General features: G+C 27.1%; 17 protein-coding genes and 1 tRNA gene. 8 read left to right on the forward strand and 10 right to left on the reverse strand.

The genetic code is table 11. The features are described from left to right. Position 1: 1 nt before the first annotated feature. The 3 genes from BINT_RS03485 to BINT_RS03495 all read right to left on the reverse strand — a co-directional run bounded on the left by BINT_RS03485 (position 2) and on the right by BINT_RS03495 (position 4,271). The gene (locus BINT_RS03485; RefSeq protein WP_014487172.1) at positions 2-1,936 is read right to left on the reverse strand and encodes a methyl-accepting chemotaxis protein; all 1,935 of its coding nucleotides are present in this window, start codon (positions 1,934-1,936) and stop codon (positions 2-4) included. A 232-nt stretch (positions 1,937-2,168) separates the two neighbouring features. Then, on the reverse strand, positions 2,169-3,473 hold the full coding sequence (locus BINT_RS03490) for an MATE family efflux transporter (RefSeq protein WP_014487173.1): 1,305 nt from the start codon (positions 3,471-3,473) through the stop codon (positions 2,169-2,171). A 255-nt stretch (positions 3,474-3,728) separates the two neighbouring features. Then, positions 3,729-4,271, reverse strand: a complete 543-nt coding sequence (locus BINT_RS03495) for a hypothetical protein (RefSeq protein ID WP_234944353.1) — start codon at positions 4,269-4,271, stop codon at positions 3,729-3,731. Between the two features lie 156 nt (positions 4,272-4,427). Here BINT_RS03495 and lepB point away from each other — a divergent pair, with 156 nt between their 5' ends. The 3 genes from lepB to queA are packed head-to-tail and all read left to right on the forward strand — an operon-like array spanning position 4,428 to position 8,241. Then, positions 4,428-5,477, forward strand: a complete 1,050-nt coding sequence (gene lepB, locus BINT_RS03500) for a signal peptidase I (protein ID WP_014487175.1) — start codon at positions 4,428-4,430, stop codon at positions 5,475-5,477. A gap of 16 nt (positions 5,478-5,493) precedes the next feature. Next, a complete protein-coding gene (locus BINT_RS03505; RefSeq protein WP_014487176.1) occupies positions 5,494-7,140 on the forward strand; it encodes a hypothetical protein in 1,647 nt (548 codons plus the stop codon). Between the two features lie 24 nt (positions 7,141-7,164). Then, positions 7,165-8,241, forward strand: coding sequence for a tRNA preQ1(34) S-adenosylmethionine ribosyltransferase-isomerase QueA (gene queA, locus BINT_RS03510; protein WP_014487177.1), 1,077 nt, complete (start codon positions 7,165-7,167; stop codon positions 8,239-8,241). Between the two features lie 523 nt (positions 8,242-8,764). Here the strand turns inward: queA and BINT_RS03515 are convergent. Continuing rightward, positions 8,765-10,648: an alkyl/aryl-sulfatase gene (locus BINT_RS03515; RefSeq protein ID WP_014487178.1), complete on the reverse strand. Its 1,884-nt coding sequence runs from the start codon at positions 10,646-10,648 to the stop codon at positions 8,765-8,767. A 55-nt stretch (positions 10,649-10,703) separates the two neighbouring features. Beyond that, positions 10,704-12,587, reverse strand: coding sequence for an alkyl/aryl-sulfatase (locus tag BINT_RS03520; protein WP_014487179.1), 1,884 nt, complete (start codon positions 12,585-12,587; stop codon positions 10,704-10,706). Positions 12,588-12,690: 103 nt separating this feature from the next. On the opposite strand from BINT_RS03520, the gene BINT_RS03525 reads away from it, so the two are divergent. Next, positions 12,691-13,296, forward strand: coding sequence for a TetR/AcrR family transcriptional regulator (locus BINT_RS03525; protein WP_014487180.1), 606 nt, complete (start codon positions 12,691-12,693; stop codon positions 13,294-13,296). 122 nt (positions 13,297-13,418) lie between these two features. On the opposite strand, the gene BINT_RS03530 is transcribed toward BINT_RS03525, so the two are convergent. From BINT_RS03530 to BINT_RS03545, 4 genes are all read right to left on the reverse strand, one after another. Then, the gene (locus BINT_RS03530) at positions 13,419-14,372 is read right to left on the reverse strand and encodes a dipeptidase (RefSeq protein WP_014487181.1); all 954 of its coding nucleotides are present in this window, start codon (positions 14,370-14,372) and stop codon (positions 13,419-13,421) included. Positions 14,373-14,392: 20 nt separating this feature from the next. Continuing rightward, complete coding sequence (locus tag BINT_RS03535; protein WP_014487182.1) at positions 14,393-14,974, reverse strand: hypothetical protein; 582 nt, start codon at positions 14,972-14,974, stop codon at positions 14,393-14,395. Positions 14,975-15,088: 114 nt separating this feature from the next. Next, positions 15,089-15,655 carry a hypothetical protein gene (locus BINT_RS03540; protein WP_014487183.1) on the reverse strand — a complete coding sequence of 189 codons (567 nt, stop codon included), beginning with the start codon at positions 15,653-15,655 and terminating at the stop codon, positions 15,089-15,091. Between the two features lie 151 nt (positions 15,656-15,806). Then, positions 15,807-17,165: an FAD-dependent oxidoreductase gene (locus BINT_RS03545; RefSeq protein ID WP_014487184.1), complete on the reverse strand. Its 1,359-nt coding sequence runs from the start codon at positions 17,163-17,165 to the stop codon at positions 15,807-15,809. Positions 17,166-17,569: 404 nt separating this feature from the next. On the opposite strand from BINT_RS03545, the gene mtnK reads away from it, so the two are divergent. After that, complete coding sequence (gene mtnK, locus BINT_RS03550; RefSeq protein WP_014487185.1) at positions 17,570-18,784, forward strand: S-methyl-5-thioribose kinase; 1,215 nt, start codon at positions 17,570-17,572, stop codon at positions 18,782-18,784. A 48-nt stretch (positions 18,785-18,832) separates the two neighbouring features. Next, positions 18,833-19,888 (forward strand): S-methyl-5-thioribose-1-phosphate isomerase, encoded by a 1,056-nt coding sequence (locus tag BINT_RS03555; protein WP_014487186.1) that lies wholly within the window; start codon positions 18,833-18,835, stop codon positions 19,886-19,888. Here BINT_RS03555 and BINT_RS03560 read toward each other — a convergent pair whose 3' ends face one another. Continuing rightward, entirely contained in the window at positions 19,889-21,340 is a 1,452-nt protein-coding gene (locus BINT_RS03560) for an HD-GYP domain-containing protein (RefSeq protein ID WP_014487187.1), read from the reverse strand. A gap of 200 nt (positions 21,341-21,540) precedes the next feature. Between BINT_RS03560 and BINT_RS03565 the strand changes: the two genes are divergently transcribed. Continuing rightward, a tRNA-Gln gene (locus tag BINT_RS03565) sits at positions 21,541-21,612 on the forward strand. 23 nt (positions 21,613-21,635) lie between these two features. Further along, positions 21,636-22,589, forward strand: a complete 954-nt coding sequence (locus BINT_RS03570; RefSeq protein WP_014487188.1) for a ribose-phosphate diphosphokinase — start codon at positions 21,636-21,638, stop codon at positions 22,587-22,589.

A 22,589-nucleotide genomic window follows, 5' to 3' on the forward strand; every position in this document is an offset into this window, starting at 1 on the left:
TTTACATAACTTTAGAATATTCATCTACTTTAGTTTCTAAATCATTTGTATATTCTAAGAATTTTTTCATTTCTTCATTAAGTTTATTTGTTATAGATTCCAAATCATCAGATGTCGCTAAAAGCTTATTCATATCTCTCATAAGGTTTTTTACCTCAGAGTTTTCAATAGATGCTTTTTCTGATATATCAATTACATAATCATTAATTTCTTCTATTCTAGTTTTAATATTTAAAAAATCATTTTCTTCATTGATGATGATATTAGTCATATTTGATATAGAATTATGCATTTTATCAGTATTTTTTATGATATTCATATTATAATCATTTTGTCTTTCCATATTAATATTAAATTTATTGATTCTATCATAATGCATAGAAACTTCTCCGGATAGCTGAGACATATTGTTATTAATATTGTTGCTGGAATAAGTAAATTTTTTAAATATGTCTTCTATTTGAAACAATAAATCCTGCATTCTATTTGTAGCCTGAGATGTTTCACTTACTAATTCACTAACTTCTTTTGATACTACAGAGAAGTTATTATACCATTCTCCTGCCTTTGAAGCTTGTATACTGGAATTGATTGCAAGAGTTTTAGTTTTATCTGACATATTTGTCATAAACGATATAATTCTATTTATCTGGAAATTTAATTGTCCGAAAGTTTCTGATTTGCTGAATTCTTTAATAAAATTACTTTTTTCTATTTCTAAATTCTTTTGCAAATCTTCAAACATAGTTACTATATGTCTACTTTGAGATTGTAAAGCATATATTTTTTCCACTGAATCATGTAATTTTACATTAGATTCTTCAAGTGTTTTTTTCTGTAATTCTACAGAAGCCTGCAAATTAGGATATGTTTCTATTAATTCATTTATTTTTGTTATATTAATTTTTCCGTCATTTATTTGGAAATTTTCTATTGTAATAAATTCATTAGTATATTCTATAACTCTGTTTATATCATTTTTTAAATTATTGATAGTAGAGTATGTGTTTTCTACTTTGCTTACTAAATTATTAACTGCTTCAGAAAAATTCACTTTTAATTCTGATAATTTCTCAGCTGTATTTATCGCAGTATTAATAATTATAGAATCTTGAGCTTTAATACTTTCTAAATCATAAGATTGTGTTGTTTTCTTATATACTGCTGAAATAAATCTGCTTACTGATGAATATATCATTATAATATTGAATATAGCATATACTAAAGTTATTCTAGTGAATGTGGAATTATTAAAAAATAAGAAATTACTAGAATATTTTGTATATATTGATATTCCATTAAAGTCATCAAAGAATGCTAAAGATATTAAACACATTAATATTAATATAAGTACATTTTCTTTTACTTTTTTATTTACAGTCATCTCATATATAAAAGAACATATAATTACAAGACTGTATACAGTGAATACAAAATCTCTAAGTATATATACAGCGCCCAATTCACCTCGGCTTTTTATACTATTTTTCATAGTTTCATTTAAAGTGCTTATAGGCATAGTTGTTGATATGAAAAGCTGAGGATATAATAAAGCTATAGCAAATAAAAGTATTAATATAAATACAACAGCTATATATAATTTATCTAATACAAAATGAAAACGTTCACTTAAAGTTAATTTACCCCGTATATACATCATCCATGGTATAATAGTTAAAGAGAAGGCTAATTGTTCAAATTTGTACATATTAAGTGCCAAACTATTATTAGGACTGTACAAAGAAGTTATTATATTTGCTGCTTCTAATCCTGAAAATAAAAATGATAGAAAACCTATAAGCAATATAATAGCCTGAGTTTCTTCATATAATTGAAAATATATATAAGCATATAATATTATACCAACTATTGATATGATAGTTGCTATAACAGGAATTCCTAATTCTAATGTTATAAGAGAAAAATTGTAATCCATAAATCCTCTGTAATAAATCAAATTATATATAATACTATATTATAAGTTAATTTTAATATATTAAAAGCAGAAAAATAAAATTAACAAAAAATAAAATACCGTTTATATAATCGGAATTAGTTTATTAAGTATTTACTTACTTATAATAATTTTTAAATTTGAATAATTATTCATATTATTTAGAAATAATATATATTTTTATTGAAAGCTTACATATTAAACATAAATGATGTTATTCTGTAAGTTTTCTCACCCATCTTTCTTTTTTAAGCATTATAACACCAACAGTAATTTTAGCAAAATCTGTTAATTTGGCTATACCAAACATAGCTACAGGTCCAACTGTAGTAAATTTAGCTAGTATCAAAGCTAATGGTGCGAACATTAGTAATGATACAGGCACATCAACAGCAAATCCGAATACAGTATCTCCGCCAGCCCTTGAAACTGCAAATTGAGCATTAATATATGTCCATACAGGCATATAACAGGCTATAAGTATTACCAAATTTCTTGTTATTGCTTGGGCATCTATAGTAAGTTTTGAGAATATAAAAGGTATTAATAGTGTAGATGACATTTGCACTAAACCAACTACTAAACCTGCTATAACAGAGCCGTTTAATATCCATCTTGCCTTATTTTTGGCATCTTCCAATTCTCCGCGTCCAAGAGTTCCTCCAACAACTACCATAGTAGATACAAATATCCCCTGAAAAACCAAATAGAATATATTAGCTATAGTAAATCCTGAAGCCATACCAGCAACTGTTTCAGCTCCGCCTCTGCTATTATATAAAGCCGTCATAAACATTTCGCTTAGTCCCCAGCTTATTTCACTCAAAAATATTAAACTTGATTTTTTTAGCATTGAATAAAATACATTTAATTTTACTTTTAGTATTTCTCTAGTTCTTACATAAAATTTTTCTTTATGAAGTTTTATATACACTATAAATAAAATCATTTCTATTATTCTAGCTATTAATGTGGCAATGGCAGCACCTTTTTCTTCAAGTCTTGGAGCTCCAAAATTTCCATATATAAGTATATAATTTCCTATAGTATTACAGAATGTAGCTATAACAGATATTATAAGAGGAATATGAGGTTTTCCTATTTCTCTGTATGAAGTACCTATAGCACCGGATATTGATATGGGTATAAATGTAAATGCTATTATACTCATATATTTTGTGCTTGATAATAGTATTTCTTCCTGAGAGGCATTTCCTCTAGTCATTAATCTCATAAATATTTCAGGATTAACAAGCATTAATATCATATAAGAAATGGAAATAATAAGAGGAAGTATTACTTTAAATCTGAAAGCCTGCTGCATACCTTCCTTATTATCAGCCCCATTATTCTGAGCCATATATATTCCGCCGGCACCATAACAAGTATTAAGTATTACCAAATATATAAAGTTTAATTGATTAGATACATTTACAGCAGCCATTTTTATATCGCCAAGTTCTGCAACCATAAAGTTATCTATTAATGATACCATACCCATTATAAGCTGCTGAAGCATTACAGGAACTGCAATGGATATGCATAATTTGTAAAAATCAAAATTTCCAAAAAGAGTTTTTTACCGCCATTAAATTTCATTGAATTGGTATTCATAGTATAATCTCTGTTATATTAATAAAATTAAAGTATAAATTCGGTCTAATGAATAAAAACGAGATGTAATATATAGCTATTTTTATATTTGTCAATATGATTTATATATTTTTTGATGTTTTTATAAAAATAATTATATTGAATATTCACTATAATATAGTTATTTATTTTTTGATATAGCCTCTTGCATTTCATTATAAAGCCTTATCAAATCATTTGCGGCATCTTTTTTTACTTTTAAATTTTTGAATCCGTCAGCAGTTTCCACTCTTATATCCGTTAAAACTTTCATTTCTTTTATGGTGTTTTCAGCATTTATACTGTAGCTTCTATCTACATAAGCTGTATCCATAAAATATATAGAAGTTCCGTATATTATTTCACTTTCTGTTTTTGGCATAAAAGATGTATAATGAAGAATCAAATAAGTATTATCCGAAAATTTTAATACAATTTTATTAGCATCTGATATATTAAATGAACTGTCAGCAATATACTGTGCTTCCAATATTATATTATTAGGGTCATTTGCACTTTTTAGTCTGAATTTAATAGTTTCCGACCAATAACTCATAGAAATATAATCTGTTTGATAAACTTTTTGCCCATAGAAAGTATCATTTATTAAATGTACTTTGGCAGCACATGATGATAATGATATAGTTAATATAATTAGTGAAAATAGTGTAAATATTTTCTTCAATATTATCTCCATAAGATTTTATTTGCATATTATATAACCTATTTATTTTTTGTAAATAAAAATATTTATTATTAATTCAATAATTAATAATTGCTATTTTAATAGTTTTATTATATACTTTTACATCAATATTTATTATTGTAAGGGGTTAAATTAATGGAGAATCCTATAAAAAATATTACTGAAACAATAATAGGCGAATGCCGTAATTTTAAACATACATTAAAAGAGATATTATACGCTATAGTAATAGTGCTTCTTATAAATACATTTTTAATACAGAACTATCAAATTCCTACAGGCTCTATGATACCTATAATAATGCCGGGTGATAGACTTTTTGCAAATAGATTCGTTTATGGAGTAAAACTTCCATTTACAGATGGGCTTTTGGGATACAGACTTCCAAAGATAAAATCACCTCAAAGAGGAGATTTGGTAGTATTCAGAGCACCTCCTTCTGCTTCTTTCGGATGCGAATCTGCTATGCCTTATTATGAGCCTTCACCTTTAGTGCAGATGCTTAAACTGCCTGTTATGATATTTTCTCTTACTCCTTTTACTTGGGATCCTAGATTCCTTTTTGCTGATTTTTTGGGAGAGAAACTCACAGGCGGAACACATATGGCGCCAGTTCCTTTATTTTTAGGGCTTAAAACCGTGGATTTAGACCCTAGAAAAGAATTTGTAAAGCGTGTTATAGCTACTGCCGGTGAAACTGTTGAAATTAGAAATAAAAAAATAATTATAAACGGAAATGAAATAGAAGATAAATGGGGATATTTCTTTTATGGAGATGATAGAGAATTTGTACCTATTATAGATATTTACGGCCCTATATATGTACCTAAAAAAGGCGATGTTATAATATTTAAAAAGTTAGTTGACAGATCTGACTATTATAATGATCTTAGTTCTTTTGAAGTGTATATTAATGATAAAGTGGTAAGCGATGATATTAAATTATGGTATTGGATGAATATATATGTTCCTAATACTAAAGACAGACCGGATGAATATATATACAATGTGCCTGAAGATTATTTCTTTGTAATGGGCGATAACAGAGATCAAAGCTGCGACAGCAGAATGTGGGGATTGGTTCCTTACAGACATATAAAAGGTCAGCCTATGATTGCTTGGATACAATCAAAAAGACCTGATGATGTGGAACAAGGCTTCTTCAAATATTTTATAATTAAATAAAAGTAAAGATAAAAATATGTATGATCAAATTTCTAAAGATACTTTAAAAGAATTATTCAAAATTTGGAAAGCTAAAAATATAGAAGATTTAGATATTAAGTCTTCAAATGTTTCATTAGTTTCTTTTAAATTTTATGCTTTATCCAAAGAAGCAAAAGACATTGTTCTTTATGTGCTTAAAAATGAAAGCAAAGAATTAAACTCTATAGATATAGCATATTCACTTAAGTATAGTCAGAAGCAAGTACCGGCATTTTTTGATTATATAAATGAAATAAAAAAATCAGGGCTTTTATATTTAAAAATAAAAAGAAGAAGATTAAATTCTCATGATGATACTTTGTATTTTTTGCCGAATGTAAAATCAATAATAGAAAGTATAATATTAAAAGATGATATTAAAATTCCTTATTATGTAGATGCATCATATACTGCTAATGCTTATAAAAAATATCTTCACAAAATTATTCATATATATGAAAATGGTAATATTGTAGAATATAATAAAGCAAAAATAGATGATGATGAATTATTCACTTTATGCAAATCTAATATTCTTTCTGTTTATTTTCATCAAAATGATCTTAAAGTTTATGTGGCTGTAAATAATAAAAATGTTGTAGAGAATTTAGAGAAGAGTTTAAAAGAAAATATTGAGAGTTCAGTTTTTATTTATAATCATTTTAATATATTGAATGATATTGAAACTTTTATATATGAATGCGATGTTCAGAAATTATCTACTGATGATATTAATATAAATTTTTTAACTAATAATTTAGAATCTTCTACTATAATAAATATATGTTTAAAATTAGATTTAATTAAGTTAGATAATAAAAATTTTATATCATTAGAATATGATAATATAAAAAAATATCTTTCATCTTCTATAGAAGAGAGAATGGATTCTATAACAAAGATTGTTTATAAAAATTATTCAGATTATTATAAGCATATTTTTTCTATTATAGAAAATGAAAGCATATCAAAATCAGTGTTATTTATGAAATTGAAAGAAAAATATAATCTTTCTATAACAGCTGAAACGTATAATAATATCATTTATTCTATGTTTATTTTAGGAATTGCTGAAGTTTCTTTTTATGAGAATGCTGTACTTGCAATCAGAAATATAAACCCTTATACAGAAGAAAATAATTTCAGAAAGTCATTCATTAATGGAAATTTTGAACTCACATTGATAAATCATTATTTGTTTTCTAATAATTTTATTTATATGTGCAATTTATATTTTGAACTTGATAAGCAGGAAACAGTTTATACTTATACTATGACTGAAGAAAGCGTATTAAAGGGAAAAACAATTATAAGCGATGAAGAGTCAGAATATTGTTTTGATAAATTTTTGGTAGTATTAAAAAATATATTATTAGATAATAATGTGGAGATTCCAAAGCATATAGAAACTAGCATAAAGAGATGGTATGAGAGGGGAATTATTTCTTATGTATATGATAATGTTACTCTTGTTATAATAAAAGATGCCAATAAATTAGAAGAAATTATTTATGAGGCTAAAAGAAAAGGTATTATTATAACAAAGATTAATGATGAATATGCCATAGTAAAATCTAGTTCTTCAACTAAAAAAAGTCTTACAAAATTTTTAAGACAGAGAAAGATAATAGTAACATTCTAAATTTTAAAAAAGTGATAAAAAGTTATGATAGATTATTTGAATAAAGAAACATATAATTTTTATTTACCGGAAAATTTAATAGCTACTACTCCAAATTACGAGAGAGATCATTGTAAATTGATGATTTTAAATAAAGATACAGGAAAGCTGGAGCATAAAATTTTTTCTGATATAATTAATTATCTTAATAAAGATGATGTTTTAGTTCTCAATGATAGTAAGGTAATACCAGCTAGAATATACGCTAAAAAAAATACTGGCGGTAATGTTGAAATATTGCTTCTTAATAAATTCAATGATGATGAAAGTACTTGGGAATGTTTAATAAAAGGTAAGAATATAAAAGAAAAAGATATATTATATTTGAATTATTCTCATTTAGAAAATGTAGGAGATATTGAGGCATTAATAGAAAAAGACAATATATCAACTAAAATAATAAAATTTTCAAAACCATTAACAAGTGATATTTTAGATAGTATAGGAAAAGTTCCGCTTCCTCCATATATTATTCAAAGCAGAAAGAAAAAAGGCGAAGAAGAATACAATGATAAAGACAAAGAATTTTATCAGAATGTATATGCCAAAAATGAAGGAAGTATTGCTTCTCCTACATCAGGACTTCATTTTACTAAAGAGCTTTTAGAGAAAATAAAGTCTATGGGAATTACTGTTTGTTATGTTACATTGCATGTAGGCTTTTCAACTTTTAATCCTTTAAAAGAAGATGATTTACGCAATCATGTTATGCATGAAGAGAAATTTATAATACCAAAAGAAAGCTATGATATAATAATCAATGCTAAAAAAGAGGGCAGGAGAGTTGTATCATGCGGAACTACTGTTGCAAGAGTTTTAGAAAGCGAATACGATAATTATGATTTTAAAAGAATGGAAGGCTCTACTGATATATTTATTTATCCACCTTATAAGTTTAAATGCGTTGATGCTTTAATTACAAATTTTCACACACCTCATTCTACATTGCTTGCTATGGTAAGTGCTTTTGCAGGTTATGACAATATAATGAACGCCTATAAAACAGCGGTAGAAAATAATTACAGATTTTTTTCTTACGGCGACGCTATGTTTATGTATTAATTTTTTATTTGTTATGATTATAAAATAATAATTAAGAAGTAAAAAATATAATTGTTTAGATATACCTAAACAACCATATTTTGTCAAAAATAATTTTTTTAAATTTTAAATATATGCAGGGCTTTGCCCTTACGAAGTACACAGCGTGCAGCACCTCACTTCTTTTGCCTACGCTCTGCGTGCCGTAGGCAAGGCACCTACTCGGTTGTGACCCAGGCGAAGCCCGCCTACGGCGAGAAGCTATATCCTCGACAGGCTCGGATACGCTTCGCGAAAGACTGCATTTTTAGGGTATATCCTATATTTAATAGGAATGTTTTTGATATAAAGTTATAGCAGTTGCGTTTTCGCGAAGCGTGCCTGCGGCAGCAACTTTGACGAAGTCGCGGCAAAAAAGTTGATAATTCTATATAAAGTGCATCGATTGATAAACTTAAAAATTTTCATCATATATTAATTTTTTTATAATAATTACGGCAGGTATTTTATATACCCGCCGCATTCATTTGAAAAAAAGATGTGATTAAGGTGTAACTATGTTAAACCAATAATTGAAAGTGTCAAAGTAGGATAAAAACTCATTAAATGCATCTTTATTGTTAATATTTAAATCATCAGCCTTTTTAGTAAATAATGCCTTTTTGAAATCTGACATATTAATATCTATCGCATAGTCAGTATTTTCATTATTATATTTTTTATATTTAAGTATAGAGTTTTCAATTTTTACAAGATATTTATTATCATCTGTAATATTAAAAAGTACTGATATATTTTTATCTTTTACTTTATCAGGATTTAAAGCAACTGATATATATTCAAACATGTTTTCAGCAGATAATGCATTTATCATATCCAATGATGTAGTTTGAGGAGCCTTCATATTTTGATCTATTTCATTTCTAAGTTCATAAGCACCAGTAAGTAAATAAGCTCTCCAAACAGCAGATTCGCTTTGATATCCTAATTGTTCCATAGCATCAGCACTGAGTTTTCTTGCATTTTCATTATTAGGATTAGCAAATATTACATTATTGAGTACTTCAACAACCCATCTGTAATCGCCTTCATCATAAGATTTTTTAGCCATTTTTATAATATTGTTTTCGCCGCCCATAAACTCAACATATCTTTTTGCTGATTCTTCAGGAGGAAGTTTATATAAATTAGCAGGATTTCCATCCCACCAAGCACCGAAATAAAAATCATAAACAGCTTTTACATCATGATTTACAGAACCATAGTAACCTCTATTATAAAATTCTTTTGCTAAATTATCCGGTATCTGTATTTTTTCTGCTATCTCTATAGGAGTGTATCCCATATTAGCATATCTTAAAGTTTGATCATGAATATATTTATATAAATCTCCATGCTTATTTAGAAAATCATCTATATTGCTTTGTTCCCATATAGGCCAGTGATGAGAACCGAATAATACATCAGTTCTGTTTTTTAAGAATTCTTTTGATTTTTCTATAGCCTTGGCCCATACAATAGAATCTCTTGTTTTTGCTCCTCTTAATGTTGATAAATTATGAAGTGTATGATTCATTACTTCAGCACTTGATGCAGCTCTGTATTTTGGTATATAAATCATAAACTCTGCAGGAGCTTCAGTGTTTTGTGCCATTAAAAATTGAAACTCTACTCCGTCAATTGTGAATGATTCATAATCTTTAGATATTATTTTATTTGGTTTTATAATACCGGGAGTTCCAGTTGCAACTAATTTACCAAGTCCAGCATCAACAGTACCTTTTTCGTCTTTTGGTAAAAGTCCTCCGTACATATAGGAAGAACGTCTGCTCATAGCATTGCCTGCCAAAAGATTTTCTGATACAGCTTCTTCAAAAAATCCTTCAGGTGCCACAATAGGTATATTACTGTTTTCAATGACTCCTCTTATTCCTCCGAAATGATCAACATGGGAATGTGTAAATATTACTCCTGTTATTGGGTCATTTCCTTTATGCTTTCTGAATAATTCTATAGCTTTAGATGCTGATTCTTTTGTTGTCAGTACGTCTATTATAATCCAGCCTGTATCGCCTCTTACAAAAGTTATATTAGCTAAATCAAAACCTCTTACCTGATATATATCCGGAGTTACTTCAAATAAACCTGATATATTATTTAATTGAGCCTGCCTCCATAGTGATGGATTTACTGTATCTGGGGCAGACTGATTTGATATGAAAGGAAAAGATACATTACCGTCAGAAGTTTCTATGAATCCTTTGCTTGCATTTTCAAAATCAGTATTGTCATCAAATGGCAAATAGTTTTTTAATTTTTCATTTTCTTTTTTGGTATATTCTGTTGCATCTTTTCTTTCGGAATTGAAATTATTAGAAGAACAGGATACTAAAAAAATACAAAGTATTGAAGTTAATATTTTATTCATTCATTATCTCCTTTTATTTATTTTATTTGAAATTTTTTATATTATAAAAATTTGATTATGGAGTTACCACGCCAAACCAAAATTCCGGCATATCAAATGATGATAGAAAATCATTAAATTTGTTCTTATCATTTATATCTAAATTATCAATATTTTTTGTAAATAATGCTTTTTTGAAATTATTTATGTCTGCATTGATTTGTATATCAGTTTCTTCATTATTATAATTTTTATATTTCAATACAGAATTTTCTATTTTTATTAAATATTTATTTTCATCTGATAGATTTAAATATATGCTTATATCTTTTGCCTTATCCGGATTTAATGAAACAGATAAATAATCTAAAACTTTATATATAGGCAGACTATTTATAATATCTTTAGAATCTGTTTTTTGAATTTGTCTGTTTTCATCTATACCATTTCTAAGTTCATAAGCACCAGTAAGCAAATAAGCTCTCCAAACCGCAGATTCGCTTTGATATCCTAATTGTTCCATAGCATCGGCACTGAGTCTTCTTGCTTCTATATTATTAGGATTGGCAAAAACAACATGATTTAGTACTTCAACAACCCATCTGTATTCGCCTTTATCATAATATTTTTTAGCCATTTTGATGATATTCTTCTCTCCTCCCATAAACTCAACATATCTTTTTGCTGACTCTTCAGGAGGAAGTTTATATAAATTAGCAGGATTTCCATCCCACCAAGCACCGAAATAAAAATCATAAACAGCTTTTACATTATGATTGACAGTACCATAATAATTTCTATTATAAAATTCTTTAGATAAACTGTCTGGTATTTGTATTTTTTCTGCTATCTCTAATGGAGTATATCCCATATTAGCAAGTCTTAAAGTTTGATCATGAATATATTTGTATATATCAGACTGCTTTGTTAAAAATACTTGAATATTTTCATCTCCCCATATAGGCCAAGTATGAGATCCGAATAATACTTCAGTTCTGCCTGATAAAAATTCCTTTGATTTTGATATAACATCAGACCATAAAATTGCATCTCTTGTTTTAGCACCTCTCAATGTTGATAAATTATGTAATGAATGGTTCATCACGTCTCCTCCTGAAGCTGCTTTGTATTTTGGTATATAAACAATGAATTCGGAAGGTGCTTCAGTATTTTGTGCCATTAAAAATTCAAATTCAATTCCGTCAATGGAATATGATTCATAATCTTTTGAAATAATTTTTGTAGGCTTTACTATGCTTGCTTCTCCTCCTGCGACTTTTTTGCCGAATCCTATGTCTACATTTCCTTTTTCATCTTCTTCAAGTAAATTTCCATACATATATAATGCTCTTCTTCCCATCACATTTCCAGCTAGAAGATTTTCAGATATTGCCTCTTCAAAGAATCCTTTAGGTGCGATTATTGGTATATTTTTATTTTCATCTGTAATTACAGCCTTTATTCCTCCGAAATGATCTATATGCGAATGAGTAAATATTATGCCTGTTATAGGATCATCACCTAAATTCTTTCTGAAAAGTTTTAATGCCTTTTCTGCAGATTCTTTTACAGTTAATGGATCCATTACTATCCAGCCTGTATCTCCTTTTATAAAAGTGATGTTGGCAATATCAAAAGCTCTTATCTGGTATATGCCTTCTGTTACTTCAAATAATCCTGATATATTATTTAATTGAGCCTGCCTCCATAGGGAAGGATTAACAGTATCTGGGGCAGGCTGATTCGATATGAAGGGGAAGGATATATTATCATCTGAAGTCTCTATAAAGCCTCTTTTAGCATTTTCAAAATCAGTATTGTCATTAAATGGCAAGTAGTTTTTTAATTTTTCATTTTCTTTTTTTGTGTGTTCTGTTGCATCTTTTCTTTTGGAATTGAAATTATTAGAAGAACAGGATATTAAAAAAATACAAAGTATTGAAGTTAATATTTTATTCATTGCTTACCTCTTTGTGTTTGTAGAATTGATTCTATGAATAAATTCAATGAATTGATTCTATAATATAATTGCAATTTGTCAAGTTATTTGTTATAATTCTTTTATGAAAAAGATAGAAAAAGTAACAAGAAAAGAACAAGCAGAGCAAACAAAGAAAAAAATAGTAGAAACTACTATGAATTTATTGAAAGAACATTCATTAAATGAGCTTCAAATTAAAGATATTTGCACTAATGCTGATATATCTATAGGAAATTTTTATCATTATTTCACTAATAAGCAGGAAATAATATTTTATATTTTCAATACTAATGCTGAAGTATATAAAGAGAAAATATTATCAAGGGATAAGACTAATTCTTATAAAGATATATTATATGCTTTTAAAGAATTTTCTAAATTGGTTGCGGAATTAGGCGGGGATTTAATACTTGAAATATTTAATTATAGTATTATGAATAGGAATAATGCTTTATTATCAAAAGATGCTTTTTTTTATAATCATATTTTATCTTTGGTTGATTCATTAAAAAAATCAAATTTAGTTATATATGATGACAGTGCAGAGTCTATAACTAAAAGGTTTATAGTGTTTTTTAGGGGATTTTTTTATGAATGGGCTTTATCAAATAGTAATTTTAATCTTGTGAAAGAAACTGAAAAAGAAATGAAATTATATTTATCTTTATTTATAAAAATAGATGATTAATTTTTTTATTATTGTTATTTTTTATTGTTGCTAATAAAAATTGTTCTCTCTAAGGCTCTTCCAAGTAAACTTCTTAGAGGCTCATAATTGTTATAATTAGCTTTATAATATTTAGAAATCCATTATTTAATAATTTCTTTTATTATTCTATGGAAATTTTTATATTCAATCTTTTCTATTTCTTCATCATTGAAACCGGCTTCTTTTAATTTTATTATAATATCATAAGATTTGGAGGCATTTTCTAAGCCTTTTACAGCAGGAGGAACTTCCTCATCTTCAAAATATTCATTATAATCAAATCCAAGTCCTATATGATCTATACCTATTTTATCGGCTATGTATTTTATATGATCTACGGCTCTGTTTAAAGTTTGTTTATCTGTGTCTTCATCTGTAAAATCTTTGTATGAATTATATCCAATAACCCCATTTACATCTCTTATAGCTTTTAATTGTTCATCTGTAAGATTTCTCATACTATTGCATAATGCTCTGGCATTAGAATGAGAAGCTATAATAGGGGCAGAGGTAATATCCATAATATCAAAGAATGATTTATCATTAAGATGAGATACATCAACTATCATTCCTTTTTCCTGCATCTTTTTTACCGCTTTTTTTCCTAATGAAGTTAATCCTCTGTTTGAATCTCCTCTTGCTCCTGTTGCAAGTTTATTTTCTTCATTCCAAGTAAGGCTTGCATGCCTTGCTCCAAATTCATAATATTCATCTAATAAATTAATATTATCATCGATAGATATAAGCCCTTCAAAACCTATAAAAATATATAATTTATTTTCTTTTTGTGCTTTTATTATATCATCATAGCTTTTTGCTATTAATATTACATCATCAATGTATTCTAATTCTTTTTTTATTGCATCTTGTATTTCTCTTACTCTTTCTAATGCTCTATTGTAATTTTTAGGCTCAGTCCATATAACAAATATTGAACCTCCTATTTTTCCTTTTATTAAATTATCATAATGATATTTTTTTATGATATTATTTTCGCCTTTAGAAATTTTTACAGTTACATCTGTCCATATATCTGAGTGAGCATCAAAAATCATATTTATTTACCTTTATTATATTAGTTAATTTCATCATTATTTGATTCATTTGTAGACTCATTTTTTTGAAATAGAATAATATTTCTTACTGCCGCATATACAACAAGGCATGATAATACTTTATCAATTATATTTGTTAATAATCTCATTAAGAAAGATGCCTGGAAGAACCCAAAACCATTTTCATTTAATAGTCTTATAAAACTGTCTATTGTTGTACCTGTAAATCCATCAGATAAAATTATAGATATTGGAGTTCCTATCAAAGGTGATAATATTCCAATTATAATTCCTGATATAATAGCTGTTATAATACCAAATTGAAATTTTTTAGCTGCAATGCCAATTATTATACCTATTAATGCATTTACTATTGCAAAATTTAAATGCGAATAGCTTAGAAATATTGATATTATAAGATTTGTTAATATTCCAACAATAGCGCCATAAATAGGGCCTAGAATAACAGCCGACAAAATAGTACCCACTGAATCTAAAAATAAAAATGGTATTTTTAACAATAATACTATGAATGTTAAAGCAAAATTTATTACTATTGATATAAATACTATTAATATATTATATTTTAAATCATTATTCATAATTTTAACCGAAAATATAATTGACTCATTCCTAAATATACAATGATAAACTTTATTTTTCAATATATTTATTTTAATTATAATAATTTATTTTGTTAATTCAATTAGTATTTTTTATTTATAATGGTGATTGTTTTCCCTTTTTAAAAAAAGTATATGTTTAATAGCTAAGGTTACCAATATTGAAGACAATAACTTATCTATTATAGCACTTGATATTGTAGTTATAGTTACAGATATAATAAAACTTTTTCCGCTATTTTGAATAAGCTGGATAAAATTATCTATTGGTTTATTAGTAACTCCCTTAGCTGCAATTATCACTATGGGTAATGATACAATAGTAGAAATTAATCCTATTATTATACCTGATATGATTGAAACTTTTATTTTTGAAAAATCATATTTCCTTGCTATTACTCCAGCAGTTAATCCTATAACTACATTTACTATTGCAAAATGTAAATTAACATAGTCTACTGTCATAGATATGATAAAATTTGTAGCAATACCTACAACAGCACTATATATAGGTCCAAGTGTAACAGCGGTTAATATAGTACCAGCAGAATCCATAAATAAAAATGGTATTTTTAATATTATTACCAAATGCCCCATTATAATATTTGCTAAAATACTAATTATCATTATAGTGATATCATATATAATCTTATTTTTCATAAAAAAATCCAATATGTTTTCTTTACGCTATAATTTTCGTTTTTAAAATTTATAAATTTATATATATGAGTGAAAATATTTATAAAAAAACCTCTAATAAAATTATTTATTAGAGGGAATGTATTATTAATACTAATTATATTTTTTATGATTATTTAGCAGTATAAGCAACCATAGTCATCCAAGATAATGGTTTATTATAATGAGGTAGGAAGAAGAAGTCTGATAAAGCAAATTCCTGAACAGTCATACCTCTTTGTATAGCAATAGAGAATGCATGTATAGCTTCAGCATGGTTGTTTTTAGAAGCAATTTGAGCACCTAATAAACGTCCAGTATCTTCTTCATAAACTATTTTTACTAATACTTCTTCATGAGTAGGCATAAATTCTGGTCTTTCAGAATCTTTGAAGAAATTAGATTTTGCTTTTAATCCTTTTTTCTTAGCAGTCTCTTCAGACCAACCAGTAGAAGCCATATTATATCCAAATACGCATATAGCATTAGAACCTTGAGTTCCGCAGTATTCAACATGTTTGCCTAAAGCATTGTTAGCAGCAACAATACCCATTCTTACAGCATTAGTAGCTAAAGCAATATATTCTTGCTTTTCAGAAGCTCTTGAATATACGCTAGCACAGTCACCTATAGCATAAACATCAGGATCTTTGCTAGTTTTCATAGTAGTATCTACTACAATAGCACCATTAGGAAGAGTTTCTAAATAGTCTTTATAAAGGTCGCTATTAGGTTTGAAACCAACAGACATAACTACCATATCTACTTCATAAGAACCTTTGTCAGTAACAACTTTTTTAACTCTGTCATCACCTTCAAATTTCTTAACAGTTTCACCTAAATGCATTTCTATACCAGCTTCTTTGATTCTTTTTTCAGCTTCATCAGTGATTTCTTTATCGAAGTAATTACCCATAACTCTAGGCAAAGCTTCCATCAATATAACTTCTTTACCATGATTTTTGAATGCTTCTATAAGTTCAACACCTATATAACCAGCACCAACTACCATAACTTTTTTTACTTCAGGTTTTTTTAATTCTTCGATAATTTCTTGACCTTGCTGATAAAGTTTAGAGAAGAAAATACCTTTTTTAAGGCCATAAGTAGTTCCTTCCTGTTTTAATCCTTCTATAGGAGGAGTTACAGGCCAAGAACCAGTAGCAAGAATAAGTTTGTCATAAGTGTCTTCAAACTCTTTTCCTGTTTTTAGTTCTTTTACATATAATTTTTTGTTAGCCCAGTCTATTTTAGTAACATCATGTCCCATATGAACTTCTACGCCTTCGCTTTTTAAGCTTTCAGGACTAGCATAAAATAAACCTTTAGGATCTTTAACTACTCCTCCAACCCAAAGTGCGATACCGCAAGCTAGGAAAGATATATTATCGTTTCTATCATAAGTAACTACCTGACAATTAGGATCTGTAGCTTTCAAAGTTTTTACTGCCCATGTACCAGCATGGTTACAGCCTATTACAATCACTTTCATAATAATTTAACCCCTTATTAAAAAATTCAATTTAAAATTGCTGTTTATTATAGTACAAAAAAAATACTTAGTCAAGTTATATTATATGTATCTTAGGAATTTTAATATCTTTTGTATGTTTTTTATATAATGTTTTCACTAATTAGAATAAATTATGATAATAAAAAGTATTAAATGTATATAAATTTTACAAAAAATATTTATATTATATAATATTAGCATTTATGTTTATAAAATATAGTTTTAATATTCTTTTATGGCTATATGAATAGTAGTATTTATATGTATAATATTATGTGATATTGTTATATTATATAATAAAAATATTATAGGTATAATGTATTGATATTTATACTTTTTATGCTATATTATTAAAAAATTGAAATTTATTATGGGTTTTGATTATGACAAATTTTAATGAATATTTTTTAATGGAAGAGAAAGATGTGCTACTTTATGTAAAAAATAAATTAAAATATTTTTCTCAAAATGATAATATCACTTGCAAAGAGATAGGCGATGGCAATATTAATTATGTATATAGAATAAGTAATGGTAAGGATTCAATAATACTGAAACAGGCAGGAGTCCATACTCGAAGTAATTCATCAGGAAGAATACTTGATATTAACAGAAATGCAAGGGAGGCAGAGATTTTATCATTTTATGGAAGTATACTACCAGATTTAGCACCGAAAATCATTTATATAGATAAAGTTATGAATTTATTTGTAATGGAAGATTTAAAGTCTTTTCTTATACTAAGAGATGCTCTTATGAAGGGACAAATATATCATCATTTGCAGGAACAAATAACAGACTTTTTAGTTGAAACTACATTGTCTACAGCAGATTTTTTTATGGATCCGTTTACTAAGAAAGAAAATGTTATTAAATACACAAATAAAGAGCTTTGTAAGATAAGCGAAGAGCTTGTATTTAGAGAACCATTTTTTAATGTACTTAAAGAGAATGTATTTTCAGAATCATTAAATAAATTTGTTGAGGATAACCTTTATAATAATAAACAGATTCAATTAGAGGCTGCAAAATTAAAGTATGAATTTATGAATAATCCTCAGGCTTTAATACATGGTGATTTACATACAGGTTCTATATTTGTTGATGATGATTATATAAAGGTTATGGACTGTGAATTTGCCTTTTACGGCCCTATAGGCTATGATTTAGGCACTATTATGGCAAATTTTATATTTTCTTATGTGTATCATTTGTATGTTACTAAAGACAGAAATTATACTTCATTCCTTTTCAAGGTTATTGATGATATTTTAAGGCTTTTTAAAAATAAATTTATTACTAAGTTTCTGCATGAAAGTAATGATATATCAGCACAAAATGATTATTTTATAGAATATTATTTGCTTGAAGTATTAAAAACAGGCTTTGGTATATGCGGACTTGAATTGTTAAGAAGAACTACAGGCTGTGCTAGAGTAAAAGAGATAGAATCTGTTACCGATCCGGATATAAGAAGAAATATAGAATTCACACTTTTGAATATAGGTATTGAATGTTTATCATATAGAGACAGACTTTCTGAAGAAGAAAAGTTTATGAAATTTGTAGATAATATAATTGATAATATAGACTTATGATTTAGTTCATTGCTGTCAAGATAAAAAATAAATATTTTGGAGTTTTTTATGATTAATAGGGTAGATAAAGAATTGGCTTTTATGCTTCAATTTGAAAATATAGCTTGGTATGATGACGGATGTGTTAAAATATTGGATAGGAGAGTTTACCCTAATAAAGTGAATTTTGTAGAATGCAAAACTCATAAAGAAGTTTCAAAAGCTATAGCAGATATGGTGACTCAAAGTGCCGGACCTTATTTGGCAGTTGCTATGGGTATGGCATTAGCCGGATATGAATCAAGGCATTTGGAAGGAAATGATAGAATAGATTATTTAACCCATGCATGTAATACATTGGCAAATTCAAGACCTACTACAAGCGGAAGAATGATGTTAATAACTAAATCCTGTTTGGAGGCTGGTACAGAGGCTATAAAATCTAATAAAGACCCTATAGAAGCTATGTTCAATAGAGGTATAGAGCTTTCCACTAAAAGATATTCAAAAATAAAAAAAATAGCAGAAAATCTAGTATCTATGTATCCTGATAAAGGAACTATACTTACTCAATGTTTTGGTGAGTCTATAGTAGGATTTATGATACAGGAATTTCAAAAAAAGAATAAAGATATAAAAGTGGTATGTGCTGAAACTAGACCTTATTTTCAAGGAGCAAGGCTTACAGCAACAGTTGCTTATGATCAGGGAGCAGATGTTACAGTTATTACTGATAATATGGTGGCATATACTATGCAGGAGAAGAAAATAGATGTATTCACCTCTGCTGCAGATTTAATATGCTTAAATGGGGCTGTAGTTAACAAAATAGGTACTTTTCAAATAGCAATAGTGGCAAAATATTTAGGAATACCATATTTTGTAACGGGAGCACCAGATAAAGGTTATCATGGTCTTGAAGATGTTCATTTTGAATTCAGGGATGAAAAACTTGTTACTGAAGCTATGGGGGTAAAAACATCTAAGGAAGGCGTAAAAGGTTTTTATCCTGCATTTGATTATACGCCTCCTCATTTGGTTAGTGCAGTTGTAACAGATTTAGGTATTTATTCACCTTATGATGTATTTAAATATTATATAGGAAATGATGAAGGAGAATATTAATTAATCTCTTAATGGATTTTGTATATTTTCCTTTTTTATATCTATTAAAAAGTCTACAAATAATTCAAATAGTATTGGATCTAATTGAGTTTCTTTAACTATATAATTATCATATATCAGTTTTATAGCATCTTCTGTATTCATATCTTTTCTATTATAGCTTTTTTGCGGCATTACAGTAGTATCAAATAAATCTATTATTTCTAATACTTTAGCAGGAAAAAATGCTAAACTTTGAAGTGTTTGAACATCGTCAGAGCTATCTGATATAAGAGATGAAGGATTTAATGATCTATTTTCATTAAATTGTTTGTTTATTATTTCTATTACACCATTTCCATAACCATAATATTCATGGTGCATTCCTACAATTAATGATATATTATCATTATAGTTTCTGAAAAGTTTTAAAAATTGATATCCTTTAATAGCATGAGATGTTGATCTTTTAGCATACTCTTTTGATTTATTAATATTAAGATAGTCTAATTCTTTTATTTTAACAACATCATGCCAAAATGCTCCTGCAGCAAAAGAGGCTATATTTTCTATTGATATTTTTTTCAGTCCGTTTTTAAATATGTCATTAAATTTTATATTGGTTTTATTTAATTTATATTTTTCAAAAACTTTTTCATAAAAAAATTTATATTTTTTATTGAAATTAATAATAGTTTTTAAATTTAAATGATTATCTATCTGTTCATTATAATAAAGCATAAATTCTATGAATATTATAAAAACTCTGTTTCCATGTCCTATGACATTTCTACATCCAAAATTATCGAATCCGTAAAATAAACTTATATTAGGATATATTTTTTCTACTAATTTAGTAATTGATAATATTAAATCATTTGCTACTATTTGAGTATCGTAATATTCTAAATTATCAAAATACATTTGATTCATTTGATCTTTCGATGCATTTACCAAATGAATTAAATTGATTCTTTCTATAAAAGCTAATTGAGTTATTATATCTAATATATACTGAATAGCTTCGGCATATAATTGTTTATTATAATATTGATTTAATATATCAATATAGTTTTTTATAGATATAAATCTTTCTTTAGGTGTTTCTTCTAGAATTATTTCAAGTATTTTATATTCAAATACTTTTGTATTTTCAGAATCAGGCATACAGTCTTTATATACTTTAAGAAACTGATTTATACTATCAATTTGTTTATACTGATCATTATCATTTTTTTCAATAACTAAATCTACAATTGATTTTGAATTCTTTGCTATATAGAAATTATCAAAAATGTCACTGTTTATAGAATTTTTATCAAAAAGAATATCTATTTTATAGTTAGGTATTGACAAATATAAGTTATCATTGCTTGTGCATATAATTTCCGGAGAATTAAATTTAATGATATCTATATTGTCTTTTATAAAATTTAAATCTATCGATGTATATTTATCTAAATCAATATCCATATTCAGCCTTTAAAATTAAACTGATATTGTATTAATAATGATATACCTTTTTTATTTTTATCAATAATTTTAAACTATTAAATTAATTTTTTTTATTTATAATACAAAATAAATTTAAAAAATCATTTTAGGGTATTGACAAAATTTATTTATATAGTAGAATATGAAACTCATAGAACTTAAAGTTCATTTATTGATACTGGGGTGTCGTCAAGCGGTAAGACAATTGGTTTTGGTCCAATTATTCGAGGGTTCGAATCCTTCCACCCCAACTTTTCTCTTATATGGTACTTAAATGGGAATAACAGACGAAATATTAATATTAAGTGGTACAGCAAATCCCCAATTGTCAGAAGATGTTGTTAAAAATCTTGGACTCAAATTGGGTAATATGGAAATACGTAAGTTTGCTGATGGAGAGACTTTTGTTCAGGTAGAGGAAACTGTTAGAAACAAAGATACTTATGTAATACAGCCTACAGGACGTCCTTCCAGCAGTGAAAGTTGGATGGAGCTTTACTGCATTATAGATGCTTTGAAAAGAGCTAGTGCTAAAAGAATTACAGCAGTTATTCCATATTATGGTTATTCTAGACAAGATAGAAAGAATGAACCTAGAGTGCCTATAACAGCTAAATTAGTTGCTAATCTTTTATCAGAAGCTGGAGCTCATAGAGTTTTAGCTTTAGATTTGCATGCAGCTCAGATACAAGGTTTTTTTGATATTCCTGTGGATCATATGCTTTCAAAAAATGTTTTCTTGGATAAAATCAGAAAAGATCTTGATATGTCTAACTCTATTATTGTTTCTCCTGATATAGGAGGAGTTGGCAGAGCTAGAGCGATAGCTAAACAATTAAATCTTGATATAGCTATAATAGATAAAAGAAGAGACAGAGCTAATGAATGTGAAGTAATGAATATTATAGGCGATGTTAATGGCAAAGATGCTATTATTATAGACGATATAATAGATACAGGCGGTACTCTTATAAAAAGTATGCAGGCTTTGAAAAAAGCTGGTATGAGAAGAATATATGTGTTCATAACTCATGCAGTATGTTCTGGCGATGTTTATGAGAGAATTAATGCCAGTGATATAGAAAAGCTTTATATAACAGATAGCTTAAAAGTGATGAAAGATAGATTAGGCAGTAAAATAGAGGTTCTTTCAGTTGCTCCTGTTATTGCTGATGCTATCAGACATATACATATGGAGCTTTCTATAAGTGTTCTATTTGATAAGTAA

Source organism: Brachyspira intermedia PWS/A, assembly GCF_000223215.1.
GTDB classification, from domain to species: Bacteria; Spirochaetota; Brachyspiria; order Brachyspirales; family Brachyspiraceae; genus Brachyspira; species Brachyspira intermedia.